Genomic DNA, 19,519 nt, shown 5'->3' with positions numbered 1-19,519 from the left:
ACTATCCCCTCTCTGTATGTTACTATGGATTCTCCTCTCCATTTATTACCTTCATAATTCTGTAGGGCAGGAGGCTCTTGTTTATGGGAGTAATATCAAATACACGCACACCTTCCAGTGCCCTTATTTCTTGAAGCACTGGATTTCTTGACTTTTTATGAACTGTAACTATGAGAGGCTTTGTGGAATTTAATGTATCATTTATCTCCTTTTGAACGTTTTTTGTTGTGTTTTCCAGTTTTCCAATTTCATCTATAACAATAACATCTGCGGTCTCTCTGGCCCTTGTTAAACTTGGAATCAGAATTTCTTCCAGAAGTTTTGTATCGACACCTATTTTGTCTATCTTTACTCTGGATACGATCCCCACCTCAGCAAAATTGACCTTTCTCTTTGTATAAATGTCAAAAATGGAATAACCCTTAAGTTTTCCCTGTTCGTTAATCTCAGAGATGAGCACTCCTTGAACGTCCTTACCTTGATTTCTCAGCATTTCCATTATTTTTTGCAACGCCTCAGCCTTGATAGATCCTACCGGACCAGTTATCCCTATTTTTACTGCCATTATCATTCCTCCAAATACATTAAGGGGTAGTTCATTTCCTTCACATACCGCATCCTTCCGGTTACACAAGCTTCCCCATAACATATCTTTACACTAATATCCATCATTTCACCGGAAAGGGTTACGTATTTATATTGCCCTTTTTTCTTGTCTATTTTACCTCTGTCTATTATTACTGTTGCATCTTTGACAAAGGGCTGCACCATAACGCTCTCTCTTATTGCTCTTTCTACCGCATCTGTATTCTCCGTGTTTAAGGGTACACCAACGTACTGGTGGAATATTGAACCCAGTTTAATCCCCGCCTCAAATATTGCTCTCTCTCTGTCTGAACAGTTGAAAAAAGATGCAGCTGGATCATCCATTGTGTTTCCCATATAACATCTTTTTAAATAAAAGTTATCGAAATTTAAAAAAAAACTTCGCTAGTTAAATTCAAAAAATGTATAAGACTTATGTGTCTATTCCATAATATGATAATTGGGCAAATTTATAATTTTTAAGATTTCTTTTAAGCACATCTATCAAGATCAGCTTAAATATTGATTATTAAATAAAACTAAATAACTTCGTTAAAGGAACTCTCAGTGGTGATTTATAATGTTTCCAATTAAACACCGGAACATTTATTCATGAAACCAGTAATTTTCAGTATTAATTACTTTACTGATCATTCGCCGAAATAGAAATACATTTTAATGAGGATAAATGATCCCTTATTACTTTATAAGAACTTTAATGTTCTGGGATTTGTTCACACAATTATTGAATGATCTGCATCTTAATGATACAGATAATGCTGGAAGTTTAAATAGAACTATATAACTAAGATAAAAGAATATGATGCGTCTGAAATCATGGAGAGTTAATGTGATGGAATACTGTAAAAAATTGAGAAAATAGTTAAAAATGTGAATTTTAATTTAATGATTTCCACTTCTCGCAAGTAGAAGACTTGAAATTTTCTTTTTCATTTTTTGATATTTCTATTCAATAATATTAAGGCACCTTTTCATTTTGGGTAAATTTTTCTCATTACAACTAAGATTGAAAATAGAAACTTTACCTGCAAAGGAAAATGATTTAACAGAGAATTTGTACATCTTTAAACAGTATTCTCAGAGATTGTATATATAGAAATTTATTTCACAAACTGTTTTAAATCCCAGTTTTTCGCATATGGGTGCAGAAGTATTTTTAACTGCCTGAATTATTGCAGCATTTACACCTGCCTCCTTTGCATCTTTTAGTCGCCTGGCAACAAGCGATGAGTATATACCTTTACCTCTATATTCCGGCAGGGTTCCTGCACCTAATAGTATTGCTACATCATTGTTCTTATCAATTACACTAGCTGCAAATGCCACTGGTTTTTTAGTGTCTCTGGCATATGAAAGGTACAGGTAACTATTTTTTCCTTGTGATTTATATATTTTTATCACAATCTTAGCTACATCCTCAGTTAAGCCCATACCGAATGATCTTGTTATGAGTGAAATATTTCTATCAAATTCATCCCCGCTTACTTTCCTTATTTCAAATGCATCATTTACACTTATTTGGGCGTTTAAGTCATCCAGAATCATTCCAGACATAGAAATTTCAGGGACTTCTTTAAATCCATTATCAATCAAATGTTTACAAATGTTGACTGGTTTTGATGTAGGTCCGACGAGCCATCCAAAATCTTTATTCTCAATCTTGAACCTGTTTATAACCGATTTGATAACTTCCTCACAATTTTCATCATCCAGATCTGCCATACCAACAACGTTAAGAAATGGGCTATCAATCTTAGAAATTCGACCTTTTACCCCATTTATTTTAATTGGCATCAAGGAACCATCTGAAACGTAGTCAACATCTAAACCATTGCATGTTTCATCAATTCTTCTTATCAGCTTTTGATGATCTGCCATTCTTGACTATTAATAATAAATATTAAATGATTTGTTTTAATTCTTTCTTTCGTGTAATGAGAACCCTATCCGATTTCCATCCCGTAACTGAACTTCAAATCAGAAGGAATTTCATAGATAGTCCCTACCTGAATCTTCAAATGAGGCACAAAATCCAAATCATTATTAAAAAAGAATGAGGGAAGCGTAAATTTGTTTTATTACACTAACAGTTTACTCATTGATTCCCATTCAGTCCCTGGTTTTTACAATTTATCGTCTATAAACTTCTGATTTCAAATCTTATAATGTTTATGTGGTTATGCATATAATTTTTGCCTTAAATTTCCCCTATTATGCGCTCTCTTATTTTTCTTGTAGCCAAGGGCTCATCAGTTATCAATGGGCTGCATCTGTAAACTTCTACGGTCAGCCCTCTTTTTGAGCATTCCTTTATTATCTGTTCCTCTACGAATCGCTGATCGAATCCAAGAGTTATGATATCCGGTTTTAGTTTTTCAACGGTATCGTAAATGTTACCGAAACCTCCCGTTATCGCTTCATCAACAACCTTGAGTGAATTTACCATTCTCGTTCTTGTGGTTTCGCTAAATATGGGTCTCTTCCCGTTTTTTTCCGCAGTCTTATCTGAAGCAACCACAACAATCAGATAATCCCCCTGTTTTTTTGATTCTTCAAGATAGTGAATGTGGCCAAGATGAAGTATATCAAAGACTCCGGTTGCCATTACCTTTTTCATACGTCCACTTATCTGTGATTTCTTTTCCTTCTATAAATGTTAAGTTATGCAATCGCCACATAACATTCCATAGGGATTTACAATTGATGTATATGAATCTGATAGTCTATGTGCCAATGCACCCCGAAGGATTCTTAAATCTTTCCATCCCTATTATCACAGGGATTTTACCCTTAGATACAAGGAAAATTGTGGTGATTTAAGGGCTTTAGTCTTCCAAAATTCATGTAAAGGTGGCTTATGAATTGATTGTAATGTTAAGGAATAAGGTGTGTCAAAATTAACGCCAATTAAGTGAAATACAGTTCCGTCCTATTTAAAGGCCTGTAATGTGAATCATCAAGATGTGGTGTTGAATAATGTTCTTATGTTTGGTAGTTAAATATAGAAAAAGCCAAGCATCCTCTTTCAAAAGCCTTATATCTGCCATAATTATCTTTTCAAGGTTGTTTACTATGTTTGTTTCAGCCTCTCAACATTCATCATCCTTCCCAGGAAAAGGTCATGCCTCGGCAAAATTTTGGAACAAAGAACCCAATGGGTATTCTTATCACCATATTATGATAGAATATTGTAGCATTTGAAAAATAAATTACCAATATAATTGAGTATGAGTTGATTTTATGAATATAAGAAAAATGAAGAGATCGGACCTCAAGAATTTGGTAAATCTCGAGAAGAGATCTTTTCCTGTTGGTCCATACGATTATAATATGCTTAAAGTTTCATATAAATTATCAAAAGGAATGTCAATTGTGATGGAAGAATCTGGAAAAATCATAGGTTATGCAATGGGAATAGGAATGAATGAAACAGATTGTGATGTGGAGAGTATTGCAATCGATCCGGAATATCAGGGGAAGGGACTGGGAAGAGAGCTCTTACAGGCTCTTGAAGATATAATGCGATCAAGAGGATATAAAAGGTCAGTTCTTGAGGTAAGAGATAAAAATCTTTCCGCAATAAAACTTTATCTGAGCGCAGGATATATTCAATCTGAATTTTTGGAAAATTATTACGAGGAATTTTATGAGGGAAGCAGAAATGCTTTCAGGATGGTAAAAGATCTATAACTCTCTTCAATTCGTGCTCTGGATAACCTCTCGGTCCATATATCAGCAGTTCTCTTCTATTAAAACTGGCATACAAAGACTCTACAAGGGGCGATATATTCATTATATCTACAAACTCATGTTTGTGCAATACAGGTATGCTGTTTTTCACTCTATCCCTATTCCTGAACGAGATGGGTGGGAGTATGTCAAGGGATATGTCCTGAAATTCCTCCTGAATCTTCTCCATTATCTTATCTGTTGCCTCTGGTTCCCCCTTAAGGTCCCTTCTGTAGAGCACCTTGTCAAGGTCCCTCCTGCTCACTCTTTCCATTATATTTTTTCCTGATTTTTCATTTCCGATGGCCTCCATAAGCTGGAAATCATTCATCTTCACCCCTTCTTTACCTATATTGGCCATTTCTAAGGCTCTCTCCACCATCTTCTGGACGATCCTCACTGTTTTATGGAAATATACCGTTTTGTACATTAGAAACCTGGAAATCATTATGGACTCAACACTGGAAACCCCCTTGTATTCAATGTAGATTTTTTTACCATCTGTTTTCATCATGTTGATTATCCTCTGAAAATCGAATGGAGATAAATTTGCACCACTGAAATAGCTATCTCTGGCAAGATAATCCATCTCATCTGCGTCAAGTGGTCCGCTTATTACGTTCACATAATTTTCAGGTGCACTTTTGGAAAGTATGGAAATGACCATTTTTTTATCAATACCTGCACGATCCATAGCTTCCCCTATTGATCCAGTTCCCTCTTCACCCTTAATGAGTCTAATGCCTTCTTTTTCGTGATCCAATTTATATTTTCTCATAAAGTAGTTTTCAAAGGAATGGCTGAAAGGAAAATGACCTATATCATGAAGGAGTGCTGCTGTGGAGATCTCCTTAAGATTATCCATTTCCAGTTTCTTTCCTATGAGTGAAGCCACGTGCATAGTTCCAAGGGAATGTTGAAATCTTGTGTGAACAGCACCCGGAAATACTATAAAACACATTCCAAGCTGCCTTATCCAGTGGAGCCTCTGAAATTCAAAGGTATCGACTATTCTCATAAGGTCTGGGTCCAATTCAATAGCTCCCCAGATTGGATCCTGAATATTCTTGAACATTTCTTATCACATAGAACCGAGCACGCCTACCTCGGGCCTGACGTCCTGTAGAGTTTCTCCTGAATTTCCCTCAACCCCGCTCTCCATCAGCATCCAAGGTTCCGGTTACCGTTGCTCCCTTCCGGACCTGGCGGGATTCCGAACAGGTGAAAATCCATGTCTCCTTTGAGTCATGAATAATCAGCCCTCGACCCGATGGTGCGAAATATCATAGTTCCACACAGGCTCTACAGAGGCCAGGTTTACCTCGGCAGACTGTCGTCCCCGCCTATAGACTTCGGGTAACAGAAGGTGCCTAACCTCCCGACCTAGCTCGGCATAACCTCAATATAACCATGCTTATTATTTTTTATTGATAATGTGGGGATCTGCATTTTTAAACAATCCGTTTTTAATTTTAACTAATAATTCGCTGAAAAATGCCTTAAATCATGATCTATTTTCCATCAGTTCCCCATTCCAATTAAAATAAGTTTTACCTATTATGATCTTCCTGCAGGAACAAATCCACCTAATCACAGGAAGGTTGAATATAGGTCGTCAACCCTTTTTAAGATATCTACCTTGTTTTCCTGCTTCATGGCCAGCAAAATAGCCGCACCCATTCCTGCCCCTTCTCTTACATTATCCTGAGCATATTTTCTTAACCCAATGTGAATTGATTTTTCAAAATCAATGGATCCATGCTTTATTCTTTCCTTCGGAACAATCATCTCCAATTCCTTTCCCCTGTGCCTTATAACGGAATCAGTCGTATATAATTGAACATTATCTAAGTTGTACCCCATTCTCCGGGCCAGAAAATAGACTGCTCCCATTTGAGTTCCTCCGGCCAGTATTATTTCTGTGTTTTCACTGTGCTCTATGAAGGATAGGGCTATGGCCTGCATGTAGTCCCCCATTTCCCTCATGGCCTCCATTGGATCATTTATGGTTCCAACCCGATCTTTTATGGTCCTAAAAATTTCTAATTTTGCATCCTGAGGATCATTTGGAAGTGAACTGCTGGATCTGAATTCCTTTACAAAATTGGAAACAACAGTAAATGCGGTAGTTGTCCCACCTGGAATAGTTTCACTCAGAATTATTCTTTCTTTACCTTTCATTATGGATGCAAGATGTTTTCCAGCACCCAAGGCTCTGTCAATTTCGGGTAAGGCAGTCTCCCTTCTTGGGTCTCTGGATGGTTTAAGGCCTGTTTCATAGAAGTATGTTTTAGGTTTATGGCCCATACCTGCATTCACAGGAAATACTTCAATCCCCGTAATCTCATTGCAGGCCCTCGTAATTAAGGATGGTGTGGGAATTCCGTCAGGGGTCATGGGCGGTATGTCCATGGAAATGCATTTTCCTTCCATAAGAATCTCAACATCCAGGGCAGGCGTAATCATAGACATTTCTGGAGTGCTACCTGCCGCTGAAATGCCTGGTATCTTTGAAATCTCAGTGGAGCCAGCCATCAGTATATTTACACTCGTAATCATGATAATTCAGAATGGGAGTTTTATTAAAAATATGTAGGGTACATGAGGCCATAGAAATATTGAAAATATAATAAGAAGTGGAAAAAATATGAACAGTGTCATGATCACAAAGGAAAGATAAAATATGTTTAGGGCTTTCCTCACATCTGTTACAGAAGGAGCAAAACCACTTCGGTTAATTATATATTTTCCCTTTTTTTCCAGCCTCACATTGAGAAGGACCGCCATTGAACCAATGGAATATGCTGCGTTCCTACTCTGAATTGAATAAATGACGCTTCTTAGCCTTGTTTTTCTCATATTGTAATTCAGAAGGAATGATGAAGAATAGATCAGAATTGCAGTGATCCTGGCAGGGATGTAATTCAGGATTGTATCTGCAAGGGCTGCTGGTTTTCCAAAGTGAAGGTATTTTTCATCTCTGTATCCAAACATAGAATCCATTGTGTTTACAATTCTATAAACTATTGCGCCTGCTATTGAGAAAACAGAATACATAAAGAGGGATCCCACAAAGGAATCAGTTATACCCTCACTTACTGTTTCAATTGCGGCTGAACATATGCCCTCCTGATTCAGTTGTGACGTATCTCTTCTGACGCACATAGACAGATGAAATCTTGCACCCTCAACGTCATCCTTTTCCAAACTCCTTATGATTGGTCTTATATGCTTCCCCATTGAGGTAAGTGCAAAGGTACTCTTAAGAAATATGGCGAAGACAAGAATAAGAACAATAAAAAGAACCTGAAATGTATAAAGGAGATCAAATAGGATCATTAAAGGAATAAGTATTATGAGAATAATGCTAATCAGAAAGAGTGCTCCTGAAAGTTCACTGCTGTGCTTCTTAATAATTCTTGCGGAAATTTTTTCAGAGATTTTACCTGAAATCACTGCTATGTGGAAAAAACCCCGTGGCTCCCCAAACACCAGATCGATTCCAAGGGCCACAAGGAATCCTTCAATAGCCAGCTTTAACAGTTCAATGTCCATTTATGATCTGTGAAAGTATGGTTGTTTTTAAATTTGCCGATACCTTGCTTGAAAATTCCATTATATTTCTTTCAAGCAGTTCATCATAGGTTTCCTTCAACTTAAGGCCTGTTACATATTCCAGGAAATCCCTGTTGCTGAGAATTCCGTGAACATTGGTTCCAATGACCCTACCATCTTGGCTTATAGAGCCTTCTTTTCTTGAACGGAATAGGAGAAAAGGCCTTTCTGAATTTTTCACTATCTGGCCATAACGAATCTCATACCCTGTACCATGAAATTCCAGGTTTTCTAACTTAGAAGAGTATTCTCCCATTTGAACTGTTTTTACATTGGAATATGTGAATTCGGTGTTTAAAAGGCCAAGTCCATTTACTGGTTCTTCTCCATTATGAAAGGTCACTTTTTTAGAAATTATTTGGTAACCACCGCATATTCCAATTACCATTCCTCCTTGTCTGTGAAATTCAATTATTTTATCCCAAAGGCCGGTTTCTTTCAGAAATTCCATATCATTCCTTACATTTTTGGACCCAGGTAATAGGATCGTTTTTATACCATCCATATCCTCCCTTGTTGTGACATACCTAAAGAGCCCGTTGGCAGAAAGGAAATCTACATCACTGTAATTCTCAAAGAAAGGATATCTTATTACGCCAACATTGCCCCTTCCCTGTTTAATGTAGTCAAGCGAATCTTCTCCCGGGAGATGGTTCTCCAAATGAGGAATTACCCCCAGGCATTTCATTCCGGTTTCATTTTCAATGAATTCAATTCCACTTTGGAGCATATTGTGATTTCCACGCATATTGTTTATAACAAAATAGGAAATGGTATCAGGATACTGTGCAATCTTCTTCGTGCCATAAAGGGATCCAAAGGCACCTCCAAACTCTATATTTGTAACAAGTATGCCTTTTCCTTTGAATTCATCTGTAAGCCATGTGTTTGAAATGTCTCTGTCGTAAAGATTCACCTCGGCACACGAACCTGATCCTTCACCAATCACGTATTCAAAGTTCCTGAGCAGATCACTTAAGGCCTCTCGTACAGCTTTTCGTCCTTCATTCCGGAGAAATTCTCCATATTGTTCCACCGTCATTTCCCCAAGAGAGGTTCCCCTGCATATTACCTGTGATTTTCCCATACCCTCAGGCTTCAACAGGATCGGGTTCATTCTCCAGTCAGGTTCAATTCCAGAAGCCTTTGCCTGAAGCCACTGCGCTCTTGATATCTCTTCACCCTTTTGTGTGGAAACTGAATTGAGTGACATATTCATAGCCTTGAATGGAGCAACCTTGAATCCCTTATCCTTTAATATTCTGCAAATAGCCATTGTTAGTGTTGTCTTACCTGCGTTCGATGATGTACCTAGAACGTGAATAAATTTACCTGTCATTCACAATCTCCTTTTCTATGGAATTCAACAATTTCTGGTTTGATTCATGATCAAGGATCGCTATTCTGAAGTCAGATTCCCCAAATCCATAAAAATTACCGATTGGTCTGATCAAAAATCCCTCCCTAAGCAGTCCTTTGTGAAAGTCACTTCCCGACATTGTTTCCGGAAGTCTAAAGGATACATAATTTGCATCGGGTTTTCCTAAAATGGTGCATCCATATTCTACAAGTTTTTCCATAACATAGTTTCTCTCCTCTCTTATATTTTCAGGCTTAATTCCATCTTTTAGCAGACGTGGCAGGATATCGGCATAAAACTGTGGCACTGTCCACGGTTCCAAATTGTTCTCTATTTTTTTTGCCATCTCTCTTGCGGAAATTGTATAACCAAGCCTTATACCGGCAAGACCAGAAATTTTGCTGAAGGATCTTCCTATAATAAGATTGGGATACTTTTCCAGGAGCTCATGTACATTTCCTCTCATATTCTCGGCTACAAAATCAACAAAAGCCTCGTCCAGAAATAGTGTAACTCCTGATTTCCATAGTTCATCCAGAAGTTTGGCAATAACTTCATACTGAATGTATTCCCCAGTTGGATTAACCGGTGAATTTATGGCAACAAGATCAGGTGAATAGTTGTTTATTATTTTAGGTTGATTTAAAAGTAGTTTTATGGGAAGCCTTGCAATGCTCATCTTTTCTATTGTGGCTGCACGCCTGTGCTCCGAGAATATGGGCTCTCCAAATATTACCTTGCCACCGGAATATATCTTATACACGGCATATATGAGAGATGTCAACCCATATCCAGGAGTTATATTCTCTATGTTAAATCCGGAAATATTTTGTATTAACTCTTTCATCTGTCTGCCCACAACGGGATAATGTCTGAGGCTCTCTGTGTTGAAGGTTATTTCTTCATTATTACCTCTTTGGCCTATGGACGCGCTGAAATCCAAGATTTTTCCATAATTCTGAACATTACTTGAATATTTATCCCCATGTTCAAACTCATTAAGTGAACTTTCCTTCACAGGAATGTAATTATTTTCATATTTATAGAAGTTAACAATCATGGGTCGATGAATCTTTTAGGTGCCATAAGGTCATCTTTCGGCTTCTTCACCATAATTCCCGTGAACGATAAAGAATTTGATAAGGGGGCCATAAACCTGTTGTGGATGCCTTATTTAACTGCTTCTATTTTTGCTGTTCTCTTATATCTTGTTTTGTCACTTTTTCTTAATTTTTACATTTCAGCTATAATTTCATTTATTGGTATCAGTCTCTTCCTGGGCCTTCAAAATGTAGATGCCCTGAGCGACCTGGGTGATGGCCTGATGAAGAGGGGAACTCCTGATGAACGCTTTAAGGTTATGAAAGATTCCACGAACGGATCAGGTGGAATGTTTTCACTCTTTTCAGTTTATGCCATATCCATAATATCCCTAATAAGTATAGATCACAACCAATTTTTATCCGCAATATTGTTCTCTCAGATCAATTCCATAATCTGGATCGTTCTAATATCATTTAGAAATAAAACCACAGAGTCTGGGCTTGCCAATTATTTCTACGAAATCATCGGCAGGAAAACTTTTTTCATTTCAAATTTTTTTCCTGTTATTCTAATTATAATTTTTCTGATGCCTCAATTTCTGCTTATATTTTCAATATCCATAGTCATTTCACTCATATTCCGGCTTTATGTCATGAAAATATTTGAAAAAATAAATGGTGACATTATGGGGGCCTCAGGGGAGATAGGAAGGATGTTTTCTCTAATTCTTGTAAATATACCTTCACTATCGCCAGTAATATGTTCCCATTTACCTCTTATCCTTGTTCACCTTCCCTGATGTTTACGGTTGAAGAATATAGGGAAAGAAGAGGTCCTATCCTTGTCATTACTCTTTCCAGGGCTACAGAAAGATGCTCCTGATAGGTTGACCTTGATAGATTCATGGCCTTTGCAATATTTTCCAGATGAACCTTTCGGGGAAATACAAAGTAACCAGATTCTATTGCCTTGATCATTGATTCCATCTGTTTCCTGGTCAACCCTCCAAAGATGTCCTCAAGGGATATGTTAAAAGAATTAACAAATCCCTCAACCCTCATAGGCTTCTTTTCTATTATCTCCGCAGGACCCCTTGATGAAATTTTTTCAAATACTCTGTTTGAACATTGTGCATCCGGCGAATATATGGTTATTTTTTCTCTTCCCTCATAATAGGATACTGGGGCCTTCCACATGCAGCTTTCAGATTCTACTATTCTTATGGTGGAGTTGTTAACACTGCATTTGCAGCTCATCATAACGCTTAGCCTGTTTTCGTTAAGGCTGTAAGATATCAATTTACTACCTACTTCATTTATTGCCTCCTGAAGTGAATTCTTAAGAGTTTCATTATTACTGGAATCCAAAATAAATTCCAAAAAATCCACGGTTGAATTGCACCATCTGTAAAATTTAACTTCAGGAAACTTTTTGGATAAACGATTGAACAGCATTTCATTTTGGCTTTCAATTGTTATTTCATCCATACCGGTTCATGCCGGTATAAAATATATGCCTTACTATTACATATATCATTTGGTGGAAAAATGGCAGACGTAATAGTTGAGCACAAATGGAAGGAAAAGAATGGAGAGGAAGTTGTTAAGGTAGTAGGAAGCATAATAGATATGCAAAAGAATGGAAAGCTACCTGCAGGATTTACACTGAAGTCAATATCTGTCCTAAAGGGAGAAAACACAGCAATATGCAACTGGGAAGCACCTAGCGTTAAGGACATGAAAGATCTTCTCGAGAAGGTTAATCCTCCGACGAAACACGAAGTTTTCGAAGCACAGAAAATGTTCTAAATTTACTGACTGCCAATTGGTATTTTAAAAATTTTATTTTTAACTTTTAAATTTTGCAACTTGCTCTTTTAGCAGGCTAAAAAATAATATATTTTTATTCCAGCATTGATTACCTGAACTATGACACGATTTTATTATAAGTGCAAAGACGTGGGTTTTGACTGCAGCTATTCAGTTAATGAACCAACCAAAAAGGATGTTTGGGCCAAAATAAGGATACACAACAGATATGCCCACAATCAGTTCGATATCCCACCAGAGTGGGAAAAGAAAATTGACGCAGCCATTGAGGAAAAGTGAAATGGATGAAGCAAATCCCGACCATTTTAAGATCAGATGAAATTATAAACAAAAGTCTCAGAAAAGCATCGAAAATTGAGGAGCCATACGATAAGGTATTCGAAAACAGGATCAGAAAGGAGAATATTGACAGGATAGCAACTGCTGAAAGCGTTGCTGCGCCTTATCTCCTTAAGATAGTGAAAAAATTTCCTACAATTGAGAAGATGCATCCCTTTTATGAAGATTTCATAGATCTTAAATTTGGGGTCGACAATTATAAGATAGCTTTGAGTAATGTTCAATGGGCAGGTCAAAAGATAGTGGAACTGGCTACTGAGAATATAAATCAGTTGAAAAGGGCAAGGAAAACCTTTGAAATGGTCAATATCAGAAAGAGATACTACGGAAGATTTTGCTCAGTGATTGAGGGTATCGAAAAAGATCTGCAGCTACTGGGGGAATGCAGGGATTTTCTAAGATCATTACCGGAAATAAATCCAGATCAGCCTACATTTATTATCGCTGGAATGCCAAACGTTGGAAAAAGTTCACTTTTAAATTCATTAACGAGAAATGATGTAAAGACTGCCCCATATCCATTTACAACACAGTCTGTTTATATTGGGCATATGATGGATGAAGATGTGAGGGTACAACTTGTTGACACCCCTGGAATATTGGACAGACCAATGGCTGAGAGAAACGACTTAGAAAGGAGATCAATCCTTAGTCTGAAGGATATAAAGGGAATAATTCTATTTTTGGTAGACTATTCGGGAACATCTGGATACAGCGTGGAGCAGCAGATGAATCTGTATGATGAAATAAGAAAGACATTTCATAAGAAAGTGTTTAGGATTCAGGCCAAGATTGATATAAGTCAAAGGGCTGAAGATATAGCCATATCCACATATACAGGAGAAGGAATAGATCAGTTAAGAAATTTCATATTTATTAACGCTGGTGAAATGATTGGGCAACAATAGGGATATTGATAGATTGGTACTTAAAAATGCCATAACCCACGAAGGAAAAGCCGATGTGGGAAGTGTTGTTAACAAATTTATTGGCACTTTCCCCGAAATGAAATCAAGAATACGGGAAGTAATGGGCGATATAAAGTCGAGTGTTGAAAGGATAAATTCTCTCTCAATTGAGGATCAGATAAATCTGGCGAAAAGTGAATATCCTGAAATACTTATAGAAGAAAAAAAGAGCAATGAGCATCCCCTCGCGGAACTCAAAAATGTAAGGGGGAAGGTGGTGATGAGGATGGCACCATCCCCATCCGGGCCACTGCATCTTGGTCATACAAGGATGTGCATCTTAAACGATGAATACGTTAAAAGATATGGCGGGGAACTAATTCTCCGCATAGAGGATACTAATCCAAACAACATATATCCTCCGGCATATGAGATGATTCCGGAAGATAATAAATGGCTGGGTGTTAATTTTACAAGTGTTGTCATACAATCAGAAAGAATTCCCCTGTACTACGAAAGGGCAGAAGAACTAATAATGATGGGAAAAGCCTATATGTGCACATGCAAGGTGGAGGATTTTAAAAGGGATTTGATGAATTCAACCGCATGTCCGCACAGAGACATGAAGCCCGAGGAGCATCTGGAACTGTTCAGAAATGTAATTAAGGGAACAGAAAAGAGTAAGTCTCCAGTCCTTATTATCAAGACAGATCTATTCCATCCAAATCCAGCAGTAAGGGACTGGATTGCATTCAGAGTTATTGAGAGAGAGCATCCTCATACAGGAAAAAAATACAGGTTTTATCCATTAATGAATTTCAGCGTTGCTATAGACGATCATGAACTGGGATTGACTCACGTCATAAGGGGCTCAGATCATATAAACAATACAGAGAGACAGAAATATATCTTCAAATATTTCGGGTGGGAACTTCCCGAATATTTCCATTACGGAACTATACACATAGGGGACACAATTCTAAAAACGTCACTTATGAGAAAAGGGATCGAATCAGGTCAGTACATCGGTTGGGATGATGTGCAGCTTGCAACGGTAAGAGCTCTTGCAAGAAGGGGATACAAGCCTGAGACATTTAGAAAATACTGGATTGATTCAGGGCTCAAAGAGGTAAATTCAGACTTCTCGTGGGATATATTTAATTCCATTAATCGACAATTTATAGACAAAAGCTCAGATAGGTATTTCTTCGTTCCCGAACCAGTTAAGATAAGGATAGATGAAGCCCCTGAGACAGTCTCCAATATTCCTCTCTACCCAAATGAAGAAAGCAGGGGATACAGAAAATATGTGGTGAAGGCAAATCCAGTTATTTCAGTACCATCCTCGGATATAAGGGATCTAAAAGATGGGGATATCATCAGACTAAAGGATCTTTATAACATAAGAAAGGAAGGTCAAAGGTTTATCTTCTCAGGAAAGGAAAACACATCCTCAAGAAAAAAGATTATTCAGTGGGTGACGGAAGATGGAATTGAATTCAGTATCCTAAAACCTGATGGAACAACAGAAATTGGAGTGGTTGAACCACTGCTTCAAAACAAGAGAGGCATATTCCAGATGGAAAGGTATGCATTCGTTAATGTTGTTGGAGACCATACTGGCCTCTATTTACACAGATGAAGGTCATCTCACTGGTGGTTTCTTTACGTGGTCTGGAAATATGTGAAGAAGAACAGCGTCTCCGATGGATTTCACCCACCTGTACGGAATTGAGACTGCAACTCCATCTTCAACAAGTTCTCTGTTTGTATCCTTTACAAGTATCCCCGAAACAGATTTAGAGTCGCTGTCTAAAATTATATCGTAAACGTTACCCACAAGTATACCTTTATCTGTATAAACAGGAAGGTCTATAATATCTTTCATGTATTCCATTTCAATTCACCTTTTGCAATATTCTATGAAGGATTTGAATATTTCCCTCCCAAACATTGTATTTTCCACCTCAGGATGATATTGAACCCCAAAAATGGGATTTTTGGTATCATAAAAGGCCTGAACCTTGCAGTTTTTAGAACTCGCTGCGAGCTTATATCCCTCAGGAAGTTTTGTAATTTCGTCATTGTGGTTTTCCCAAACAGTAATCTTTTCAGGAATTCCATTAAATATACCACCATTGTCTACAAAATTAACTTCCGTTTTTCCAAATTCTGGAAAGGGGGCCTTCCTTACCTCTCCACCAAAGTGAAGCGCTGTGAATTGTGCTCCAACGCATATTCCAAAAACAGGTACCTGGGGATTATCTATTATCTGAGCAATCTTTCCTAATTTTGGTATCTCTCCTATGATGCTAGGGGCACCACCTGATAAAACCCAGCCATCGGCATCCTTCACATTCTGAAATTCAGAATCATTATCCAGTATTTGTGAATCAACTCCCAGGCTTTTCAACACTCTCCACTCCCGGTGTGTCCACTGACCACCGTTGTCCACAACATATATTTTCATTCCTGATCCTGCATGGTAATGTTTAACCTCTTAATTATCTCTTTATATCTTGTTCTTATGGTAACCTCCGTTACTCCTGAGATTTTGGAAAGTTGAGATTGAGTAACTTTAGAGCCACATTTTTTACATGCAACGTATAGAATGGCCGCGGCTAGACCAGCAGGAGTTTTCCCATCCTTTATGCCAGCAGAATCTGCTAGAAAATATATGTTAACTCCCTCTGCGGAAACCTCCTTTGACAGATTTAATTTACGCGAATAAAAGGAAATAAAGTATTGTATATCTGGCATCCTCTGTTCCATGTTAATTTCCCTTATCATTTCCCTATAATACCGTCCAATGCGCTTCCTTTCAAGGCCAAGCTCCTCAGCGATCTCGTGGAGAGTCCTTGGATAACCGTAGTTCCTAAATACTGCATAAATAAGGCTGGCCACAATATATTCGGTATTTCTTCCCTTTGTTATTTTTCTGGAAAGTGCCTCCTTAAAAGCCTTTCCTACCATTTCTCTCATGTCATCGGGCATTCCGAGTCGGGCTGAAAATCCGTTTATATATTGAATCGCCTTGATATGCCTCCTCTCATTGCTGTTATTGACCTTGCTTAAATTCTGCGCCTTGAGCAGTCTATAGACTGTTTCTTTATTTTTACCTTTTATCAACTTACCTGTTCCATCATATCTTCCATTTGAAATTTCAGTTCTTAAATTTCTGTCATGGCTCATGTAGGTGTTTGTATTTGGGCTGGGTAAGGTTTTATCACCATTTTCAGAAATGCTGTCGAAAATATCCGGATCCTTTTCAATTAAATTTTCCTCCAAGATTGCCCCGCAGTTCCCGCAGAATATTTCTCCCCGTGAATAATCGGTGAATATCTGGTCAGAATTGCAGTCTTTGCATCTTTTCATAGGGTCCGAATTTTTCATACTTCATCGGATTTAAATATTGCATTTCCACTATTTAGTTTTAACTAATTATAAAGAGTGTGAATTTAACATTTTAAATTTTAATCAATGAATAATTCCAAATATATTAGGTAAATAAGTTCATCGCTGCAAGTTCTGTTTAATAAACCTTTATGGGTACACTGGATATTTTTTTAATAACATTACTATAAGTTTATATACTGGTAAACCATACTATTAATTAATGTTTAAACCGATTCCAGTCCTTCATGCTATAAATAAGGAGTTTGTGGTTAGTGAAGTGACTGTGGACATGATGAATAAGTCCGTCTTTGATCAGTATGGAAATAAAATAGGTAAAATAATACGTATAATGGGTCCTGTTAAAAGTCCATACGGTTTAGTTTCCGTATCTGATCAAACTAAGAAGGAAGTGGAAAAATTCTTCGTGAAGGTTTAGAAGGTGTTTTGTATGGAAGACAAGAATAAAAAAAGTATAGAGCAGATAGAAAAATGTCCGGAATGTGGTTCAACCGATCTATCCAGGGACTATGAAAGAGGTGAACTTGTATGCAATAAATGCGGTATTGTTATTGACGACAGTTATATTGATCAGGGACCTGAATGGAGAGCATTTGATTCCGAGCAGAACGAGTCCAGGGCAAGGGCAGGTTCACCTATGACTTTTACTATACACGATAAAGGTCTCTCCACAGACATATCGTGGAAAAATAAAGATTCCTATGGAAAATCCATACCAACAAGGAACAGAGCTCAGCTTTATAGGCTAAGAAAATGGCAGAAGAGGATTAAAGTATCAAATGCTGCAGAGAGAAATCTGTCCCAGGCATTGCAGGAAATGGAACGAATGGCATCTAATCTTAGTATACCCAATGATGTGAGGGAGACTGCAGCTGTCATATACAGAAGGGCAGTTAAACAAAACATGATAAGGGGAAGGAGTATAGAAGGAGTTGTAGCTGGTTCCCTATATGCCGCATGCCGTATAACTAACGTACCCAGAACATTGGATGAGATAGCATCCATAACAAGAGTGAAGAAAAAGGAAATTGGAAGGACATTCAGAATAATGAGCAGATATTTGCAGCTCAATATACTGCCATCCAAACCAGAGGATTACCTCAACAGATTCTGCAGCAAGCTTAAGTTATCTATGGAGACCAGAAAGCAGGCAGCTGAGATTATCAAGATGGCACAGGATGGTGACCTTACGTCAGGGAAGGGTCCAACCGGAGTGGCCGCTGCTGCAATATATATTGCATCAATCCTCACTGGCGAAAGAAGAACCCAAAGATCCGTGGCTGAAGTTGCTGGTGTGACAGAGGTAACCATAAGAAACAGATACAAGGAATTAACAGAAAAATTGAAACTTGAGGTTCAGGAGTAATCCCTAACCAATTTTTTAATGAGTTCGTAGCATTTTAATACCTCATCTGTCAGGCTATAGATATTTCCTATTTTTTGCGTCTTTGTATGGAATTCCAGCGTTCCTTCTTTCATTATGAATTTTCCTAAATTACCATTATCCGGACTGCATGCTTTTTCAATAATTTGAAGAATTTTTTCATCGTCTCTAATCTCAATTATAATATCCAACAAGAAAATATTGCAGGAATCTATAAAAAGTGTCCTGTGGCACTTACCTTAATATTTTAATTCCAGATTGAAATAGGTAAGGGAGCGGAGGTTGCCGAGTCAGGTCAAAGGCGACAGACTCAAGATCTGTTTCCGCAGGGGTTCGCCGGTTCGAATCCGGCCCTCCGCACTTGTCTAAATTTCCTTGATAATAAGTTCATATGAAAATAATTATTTTTGTTTCAAAAGCTCTATCCTAGTTCGGCAAATGAGTTAAAATGTGATATGCATGTAACATTAAATTTTTCGAATGCATCTTCTCTTGACTTATACCTTCATTTTGTTAATTCTATTTTCTATTGAATTTGATATTATTAGTTTTTAGATCAGATTTAAATTTATATTTTCACTACTCCAATGTGACACAGGAATCATTGAACTCCTTTGAAAAATATGAGGAGCAGCAAAAGAGAACCGCTGGTCCACGGAGCAATTTAATTAACGCTGCTCTGGGACTTTGTGGCGAATCTGGGGAGGTTGCAGATCTGATAAAGAAAGTAGAGTTCCAGGGCCATTCCTTTAACCGAGATAAGATTATAGAGGAGCTTGGGGATATATTATGGTATTTAAGTGAAGCAGCAAGAGCTATTAATTCCAATCTTTCTGAAATTGCCCAAGCCAACATAGATAAACTAAAGAAAAGATACCCAAAGGGTTTCAGTGAAGAAAGAAGTATTTTTAGAGACCAATAGTATGTGGGTCCTAAGATTTTTATATATTTCAAATCCCTTTAAGTCGAATATTTAGCATATAAATCTCAATATTTTTAAATTTGAGAATTACCTTTGGAAGGTGGTCTTGCTTTAAAACCAAATTTAGGATCAAATTCTTACATCCGTAATATCTGAAGAGGATTTCTAAAAACCCATTTCCCTGAACAGATAAGGGAACAATAACATTTATTCATGGGATAGCCATGTTACTGTGTGAGTGACCTTTACGACACAGTTCTTAGGGAAAAGTACAGACAATATTTTGTGAATGATCCACTTGCATTTGCAAGGGAGGCAATTGACTGGACTGCCTTCCCTCCCCTTCTTAATGATCTGTATCACAATGAT

The 19,519-nt window shown here is 37.6% G+C and carries 23 protein-coding genes, 1 tRNA gene and 1 other RNA gene; 10 read left to right on the top strand and 15 right to left on the bottom strand.

Annotation, left to right across the window (positions count from 1 at the left end; genetic code table 11):
* Positions 1 to 22: 22 nt before the first annotated feature.
* The 4 genes from ACNF42_RS03790 to ACNF42_RS03775 all read right to left on the bottom strand — a co-directional run bounded on the left by ACNF42_RS03790 (position 23) and on the right by ACNF42_RS03775 (position 3,223).
* Positions 23 to 565 (bottom strand): NTPase, encoded by a 543-nt coding sequence (locus ACNF42_RS03790; RefSeq protein ID WP_443339166.1) that lies wholly within the window; start codon positions 563 to 565, stop codon positions 23 to 25.
* Between the two features lie 2 nt (positions 566 to 567).
* Positions 568 to 942 (bottom strand): dihydroneopterin aldolase family protein, encoded by a 375-nt coding sequence (locus ACNF42_RS03785; RefSeq protein WP_443339164.1) that lies wholly within the window; start codon positions 940 to 942, stop codon positions 568 to 570.
* Positions 943 to 1,683: 741 nt separating this feature from the next.
* Positions 1,684 to 2,484 carry a GNAT family N-acetyltransferase gene (locus tag ACNF42_RS03780; protein ID WP_443339162.1) on the bottom strand — a complete coding sequence of 267 codons (801 nt, stop codon included), beginning with the start codon at positions 2,482 to 2,484 and terminating at the stop codon, positions 1,684 to 1,686.
* Positions 2,485 to 2,803: 319 nt separating this feature from the next.
* Positions 2,804 to 3,223, bottom strand: a complete 420-nt coding sequence (locus ACNF42_RS03775) for an FAD synthase family protein (RefSeq protein ID WP_443339160.1) — start codon at positions 3,221 to 3,223, stop codon at positions 2,804 to 2,806.
* Between the two features lie 623 nt (positions 3,224 to 3,846).
* Between ACNF42_RS03775 and rimI the strand changes: the two genes are divergently transcribed.
* A complete protein-coding gene (gene rimI / locus ACNF42_RS03770; protein ID WP_443339158.1) occupies positions 3,847 to 4,296 on the top strand; it encodes a ribosomal protein S18-alanine N-acetyltransferase in 450 nt (149 codons plus the stop codon).
* On the opposite strand, the gene ACNF42_RS03765 is transcribed toward rimI, so the two are convergent.
* The 6 genes from ACNF42_RS03765 to ACNF42_RS03740 all read right to left on the bottom strand — a co-directional run bounded on the left by ACNF42_RS03765 (position 4,274) and on the right by ACNF42_RS03740 (position 10,328).
* On the bottom strand, positions 4,274 to 5,410 hold the full coding sequence (locus ACNF42_RS03765) for an HD domain-containing protein (protein WP_443339156.1): 1,137 nt from the start codon (positions 5,408 to 5,410) through the stop codon (positions 4,274 to 4,276). The genes rimI and ACNF42_RS03765 overlap by 23 nt on opposite strands.
* Before the next feature lie 14 nt (positions 5,411 to 5,424).
* An RNA gene (gene ffs, locus ACNF42_RS03760) (signal recognition particle sRNA) lies at positions 5,425 to 5,729 on the bottom strand.
* 196 nt (positions 5,730 to 5,925) lie between these two features.
* Positions 5,926 to 6,894 carry a nicotinate-nucleotide--dimethylbenzimidazole phosphoribosyltransferase gene (locus ACNF42_RS03755; protein ID WP_443339154.1) on the bottom strand — a complete coding sequence of 323 codons (969 nt, stop codon included), beginning with the start codon at positions 6,892 to 6,894 and terminating at the stop codon, positions 5,926 to 5,928.
* Between the two features lie 6 nt (positions 6,895 to 6,900).
* A complete protein-coding gene (locus tag ACNF42_RS03750; protein WP_443339152.1) occupies positions 6,901 to 7,890 on the bottom strand; it encodes a cobalamin biosynthesis protein in 990 nt (329 codons plus the stop codon).
* On the bottom strand, positions 7,880 to 9,289 hold the full coding sequence (locus tag ACNF42_RS03745; protein WP_443339151.1) for a cobyric acid synthase: 1,410 nt from the start codon (positions 9,287 to 9,289) through the stop codon (positions 7,880 to 7,882). Before ACNF42_RS03745 ends, ACNF42_RS03750 begins: the two co-directional genes overlap by 11 nt.
* Positions 9,279 to 10,328 carry an aminotransferase class I/II-fold pyridoxal phosphate-dependent enzyme gene (locus ACNF42_RS03740; RefSeq protein WP_443339149.1) on the bottom strand — a complete coding sequence of 350 codons (1,050 nt, stop codon included), beginning with the start codon at positions 10,326 to 10,328 and terminating at the stop codon, positions 9,279 to 9,281. Before ACNF42_RS03740 ends, ACNF42_RS03745 begins: the two co-directional genes overlap by 11 nt.
* Before the next feature lie 48 nt (positions 10,329 to 10,376).
* Between ACNF42_RS03740 and cobS the strand changes: the two genes are divergently transcribed.
* On the top strand, positions 10,377 to 11,153 hold the full coding sequence (gene cobS, locus ACNF42_RS03735) for an adenosylcobinamide-GDP ribazoletransferase (RefSeq protein WP_443339148.1): 777 nt from the start codon (positions 10,377 to 10,379) through the stop codon (positions 11,151 to 11,153).
* Here cobS and ACNF42_RS03730 read toward each other — a convergent pair.
* Positions 11,131 to 11,841, bottom strand: coding sequence for a helix-turn-helix domain-containing protein (locus ACNF42_RS03730; protein ID WP_443339147.1), 711 nt, complete (start codon positions 11,839 to 11,841; stop codon positions 11,131 to 11,133). The genes cobS and ACNF42_RS03730 overlap by 23 nt on opposite strands.
* Positions 11,842 to 11,901: 60 nt before the next feature.
* On the opposite strand from ACNF42_RS03730, the gene ACNF42_RS03725 reads away from it, so the two are divergent.
* The 4 genes from ACNF42_RS03725 to ACNF42_RS03710 all read left to right on the top strand — a co-directional run bounded on the left by ACNF42_RS03725 (position 11,902) and on the right by ACNF42_RS03710 (position 15,072).
* Positions 11,902 to 12,162 carry a hypothetical protein gene (locus ACNF42_RS03725; RefSeq protein WP_443339145.1) on the top strand — a complete coding sequence of 87 codons (261 nt, stop codon included), beginning with the start codon at positions 11,902 to 11,904 and terminating at the stop codon, positions 12,160 to 12,162.
* Positions 12,163 to 12,282: 120 nt separating this feature from the next.
* Complete coding sequence (locus ACNF42_RS03720; RefSeq protein WP_443339144.1) at positions 12,283 to 12,462, top strand: DUF1059 domain-containing protein; 180 nt, start codon at positions 12,283 to 12,285, stop codon at positions 12,460 to 12,462.
* 5 nt (positions 12,463 to 12,467) lie between these two features.
* On the top strand, positions 12,468 to 13,430 hold the full coding sequence (locus tag ACNF42_RS03715; protein WP_443339141.1) for an NOG1 family protein: 963 nt from the start codon (positions 12,468 to 12,470) through the stop codon (positions 13,428 to 13,430).
* A complete protein-coding gene (locus tag ACNF42_RS03710; protein ID WP_443339138.1) occupies positions 13,417 to 15,072 on the top strand; it encodes a glutamate--tRNA ligase in 1,656 nt (551 codons plus the stop codon). The genes ACNF42_RS03715 and ACNF42_RS03710 overlap by 14 nt, the downstream gene beginning before the upstream one ends.
* Positions 15,073 to 15,075: 3 nt before the next feature.
* Here ACNF42_RS03710 and ACNF42_RS03705 read toward each other — a convergent pair whose 3' ends face one another.
* Genes ACNF42_RS03705 through ACNF42_RS03695 form a run of 3 tightly spaced genes read right to left on the bottom strand, consistent with a single transcriptional unit; the run spans position 15,076 to position 16,805 of the window.
* Entirely contained in the window at positions 15,076 to 15,327 is a 252-nt protein-coding gene (locus tag ACNF42_RS03705; RefSeq protein WP_443339136.1) for a PRC-barrel domain-containing protein, read from the bottom strand.
* A gap of 6 nt (positions 15,328 to 15,333) precedes the next feature.
* Complete coding sequence (locus tag ACNF42_RS03700; protein ID WP_443339133.1) at positions 15,334 to 15,900, bottom strand: GMP synthase subunit A; 567 nt, start codon at positions 15,898 to 15,900, stop codon at positions 15,334 to 15,336.
* Positions 15,897 to 16,805 (bottom strand): transcription initiation factor IIB, encoded by a 909-nt coding sequence (locus ACNF42_RS03695; RefSeq protein WP_443339130.1) that lies wholly within the window; start codon positions 16,803 to 16,805, stop codon positions 15,897 to 15,899. Before ACNF42_RS03695 ends, ACNF42_RS03700 begins: the two co-directional genes overlap by 4 nt.
* Before the next feature lie 241 nt (positions 16,806 to 17,046).
* Between ACNF42_RS03695 and ACNF42_RS03690 the strand changes: the two genes are divergently transcribed.
* Both ACNF42_RS03690 and ACNF42_RS03685 read left to right on the top strand, forming a co-directional pair.
* Complete coding sequence (locus ACNF42_RS03690; RefSeq protein WP_443339128.1) at positions 17,047 to 17,262, top strand: H/ACA ribonucleoprotein complex subunit GAR1/NAF1; 216 nt, start codon at positions 17,047 to 17,049, stop codon at positions 17,260 to 17,262.
* A gap of 12 nt (positions 17,263 to 17,274) precedes the next feature.
* Positions 17,275 to 18,210: a transcription initiation factor IIB gene (locus ACNF42_RS03685; protein WP_443339126.1), complete on the top strand. Its 936-nt coding sequence runs from the start codon at positions 17,275 to 17,277 to the stop codon at positions 18,208 to 18,210.
* Here ACNF42_RS03685 and ACNF42_RS03680 read toward each other — a convergent pair.
* Positions 18,201 to 18,419, bottom strand: coding sequence for a hypothetical protein (locus ACNF42_RS03680; protein ID WP_443339124.1), 219 nt, complete (start codon positions 18,417 to 18,419; stop codon positions 18,201 to 18,203). The two genes, ACNF42_RS03685 and ACNF42_RS03680, sit on opposite strands and share 10 nt — an antisense overlap.
* Before the next feature lie 84 nt (positions 18,420 to 18,503).
* On the opposite strand from ACNF42_RS03680, the gene ACNF42_RS03675 reads away from it, so the two are divergent.
* Together ACNF42_RS03675 and ACNF42_RS03670 are read left to right on the top strand one after the other, a co-directional pair.
* A tRNA-Leu gene (locus ACNF42_RS03675) sits at positions 18,504 to 18,588 on the top strand.
* A gap of 229 nt (positions 18,589 to 18,817) precedes the next feature.
* Positions 18,818 to 19,150 carry a nucleoside triphosphate pyrophosphohydrolase family protein gene (locus ACNF42_RS03670; RefSeq protein WP_443339121.1) on the top strand — a complete coding sequence of 111 codons (333 nt, stop codon included), beginning with the start codon at positions 18,818 to 18,820 and terminating at the stop codon, positions 19,148 to 19,150.
* The last annotated feature ends 369 nt before the right edge of the window (positions 19,151 to 19,519 follow it).

It is taken from the genome of Cuniculiplasma thermophilum (assembly GCF_052315355.1).
Taxonomy (GTDB): Archaea; Thermoplasmatota; Thermoplasmata; order Thermoplasmatales; family Thermoplasmataceae; genus Cuniculiplasma.
Note: the sequence above shows the minus strand (reverse complement) of the source record. Positions and strands in the feature narration are given on the sequence as shown.

Coding starts and splice junctions, on each gene's coding strand:
- ACNF42_RS03715 (WP_443339141.1), top strand. CDS start 12,468: ATGAAGCAAATCCCGACCATTTTAAGATCAGATGAAATTATAAACAAA.
- ACNF42_RS03700 (WP_443339133.1), bottom strand. CDS start 15,900: ATGAAAATATATGTTGTGGACAACGGTGGTCAGTGGACACACCGGGAG.
- ACNF42_RS03765 (WP_443339156.1), bottom strand. CDS start 5,410: ATGTTCAAGAATATTCAGGATCCAATCTGGGGAGCTATTGAATTGGAC.
- ACNF42_RS03685 (WP_443339126.1), top strand. CDS start 17,275: ATGGAAGACAAGAATAAAAAAAGTATAGAGCAGATAGAAAAATGTCCG.
- ACNF42_RS03695 (WP_443339130.1), bottom strand. CDS start 16,805: ATGAAAAGATGCAAAGACTGCAATTCTGACCAGATATTCACCGATTAT.
- ACNF42_RS03705 (WP_443339136.1), bottom strand. CDS start 15,327: ATGGAATACATGAAAGATATTATAGACCTTCCTGTTTATACAGATAAA.
- ACNF42_RS03730 (WP_443339147.1), bottom strand. CDS start 11,841: ATGGATGAAATAACAATTGAAAGCCAAAATGAAATGCTGTTCAATCGT.
- ACNF42_RS03775 (WP_443339160.1), bottom strand. CDS start 3,223: ATGAAAAAGGTAATGGCAACCGGAGTCTTTGATATACTTCATCTTGGC.
- ACNF42_RS03790 (WP_443339166.1), bottom strand. CDS start 565: ATGGCAGTAAAAATAGGGATAACTGGTCCGGTAGGATCTATCAAGGCT.
- ACNF42_RS03745 (WP_443339151.1), bottom strand. CDS start 9,289: ATGACAGGTAAATTTATTCACGTTCTAGGTACATCATCGAACGCAGGT.
- ACNF42_RS03690 (WP_443339128.1), top strand. CDS start 17,047: ATGTTTAAACCGATTCCAGTCCTTCATGCTATAAATAAGGAGTTTGTG.
- ACNF42_RS03780 (WP_443339162.1), bottom strand. CDS start 2,484: ATGGCAGATCATCAAAAGCTGATAAGAAGAATTGATGAAACATGCAAT.
- ACNF42_RS03755 (WP_443339154.1), bottom strand. CDS start 6,894: ATGATTACGAGTGTAAATATACTGATGGCTGGCTCCACTGAGATTTCA.
- cobS (WP_443339148.1), top strand. CDS start 10,377: ATGAATCTTTTAGGTGCCATAAGGTCATCTTTCGGCTTCTTCACCATA.
- rimI (WP_443339158.1), top strand. CDS start 3,847: ATGAATATAAGAAAAATGAAGAGATCGGACCTCAAGAATTTGGTAAAT.
- ACNF42_RS03725 (WP_443339145.1), top strand. CDS start 11,902: ATGGCAGACGTAATAGTTGAGCACAAATGGAAGGAAAAGAATGGAGAG.
- ACNF42_RS03720 (WP_443339144.1), top strand. CDS start 12,283: ATGACACGATTTTATTATAAGTGCAAAGACGTGGGTTTTGACTGCAGC.
- ACNF42_RS03750 (WP_443339152.1), bottom strand. CDS start 7,890: ATGGACATTGAACTGTTAAAGCTGGCTATTGAAGGATTCCTTGTGGCC.
- ACNF42_RS03785 (WP_443339164.1), bottom strand. CDS start 942: ATGGGAAACACAATGGATGATCCAGCTGCATCTTTTTTCAACTGTTCA.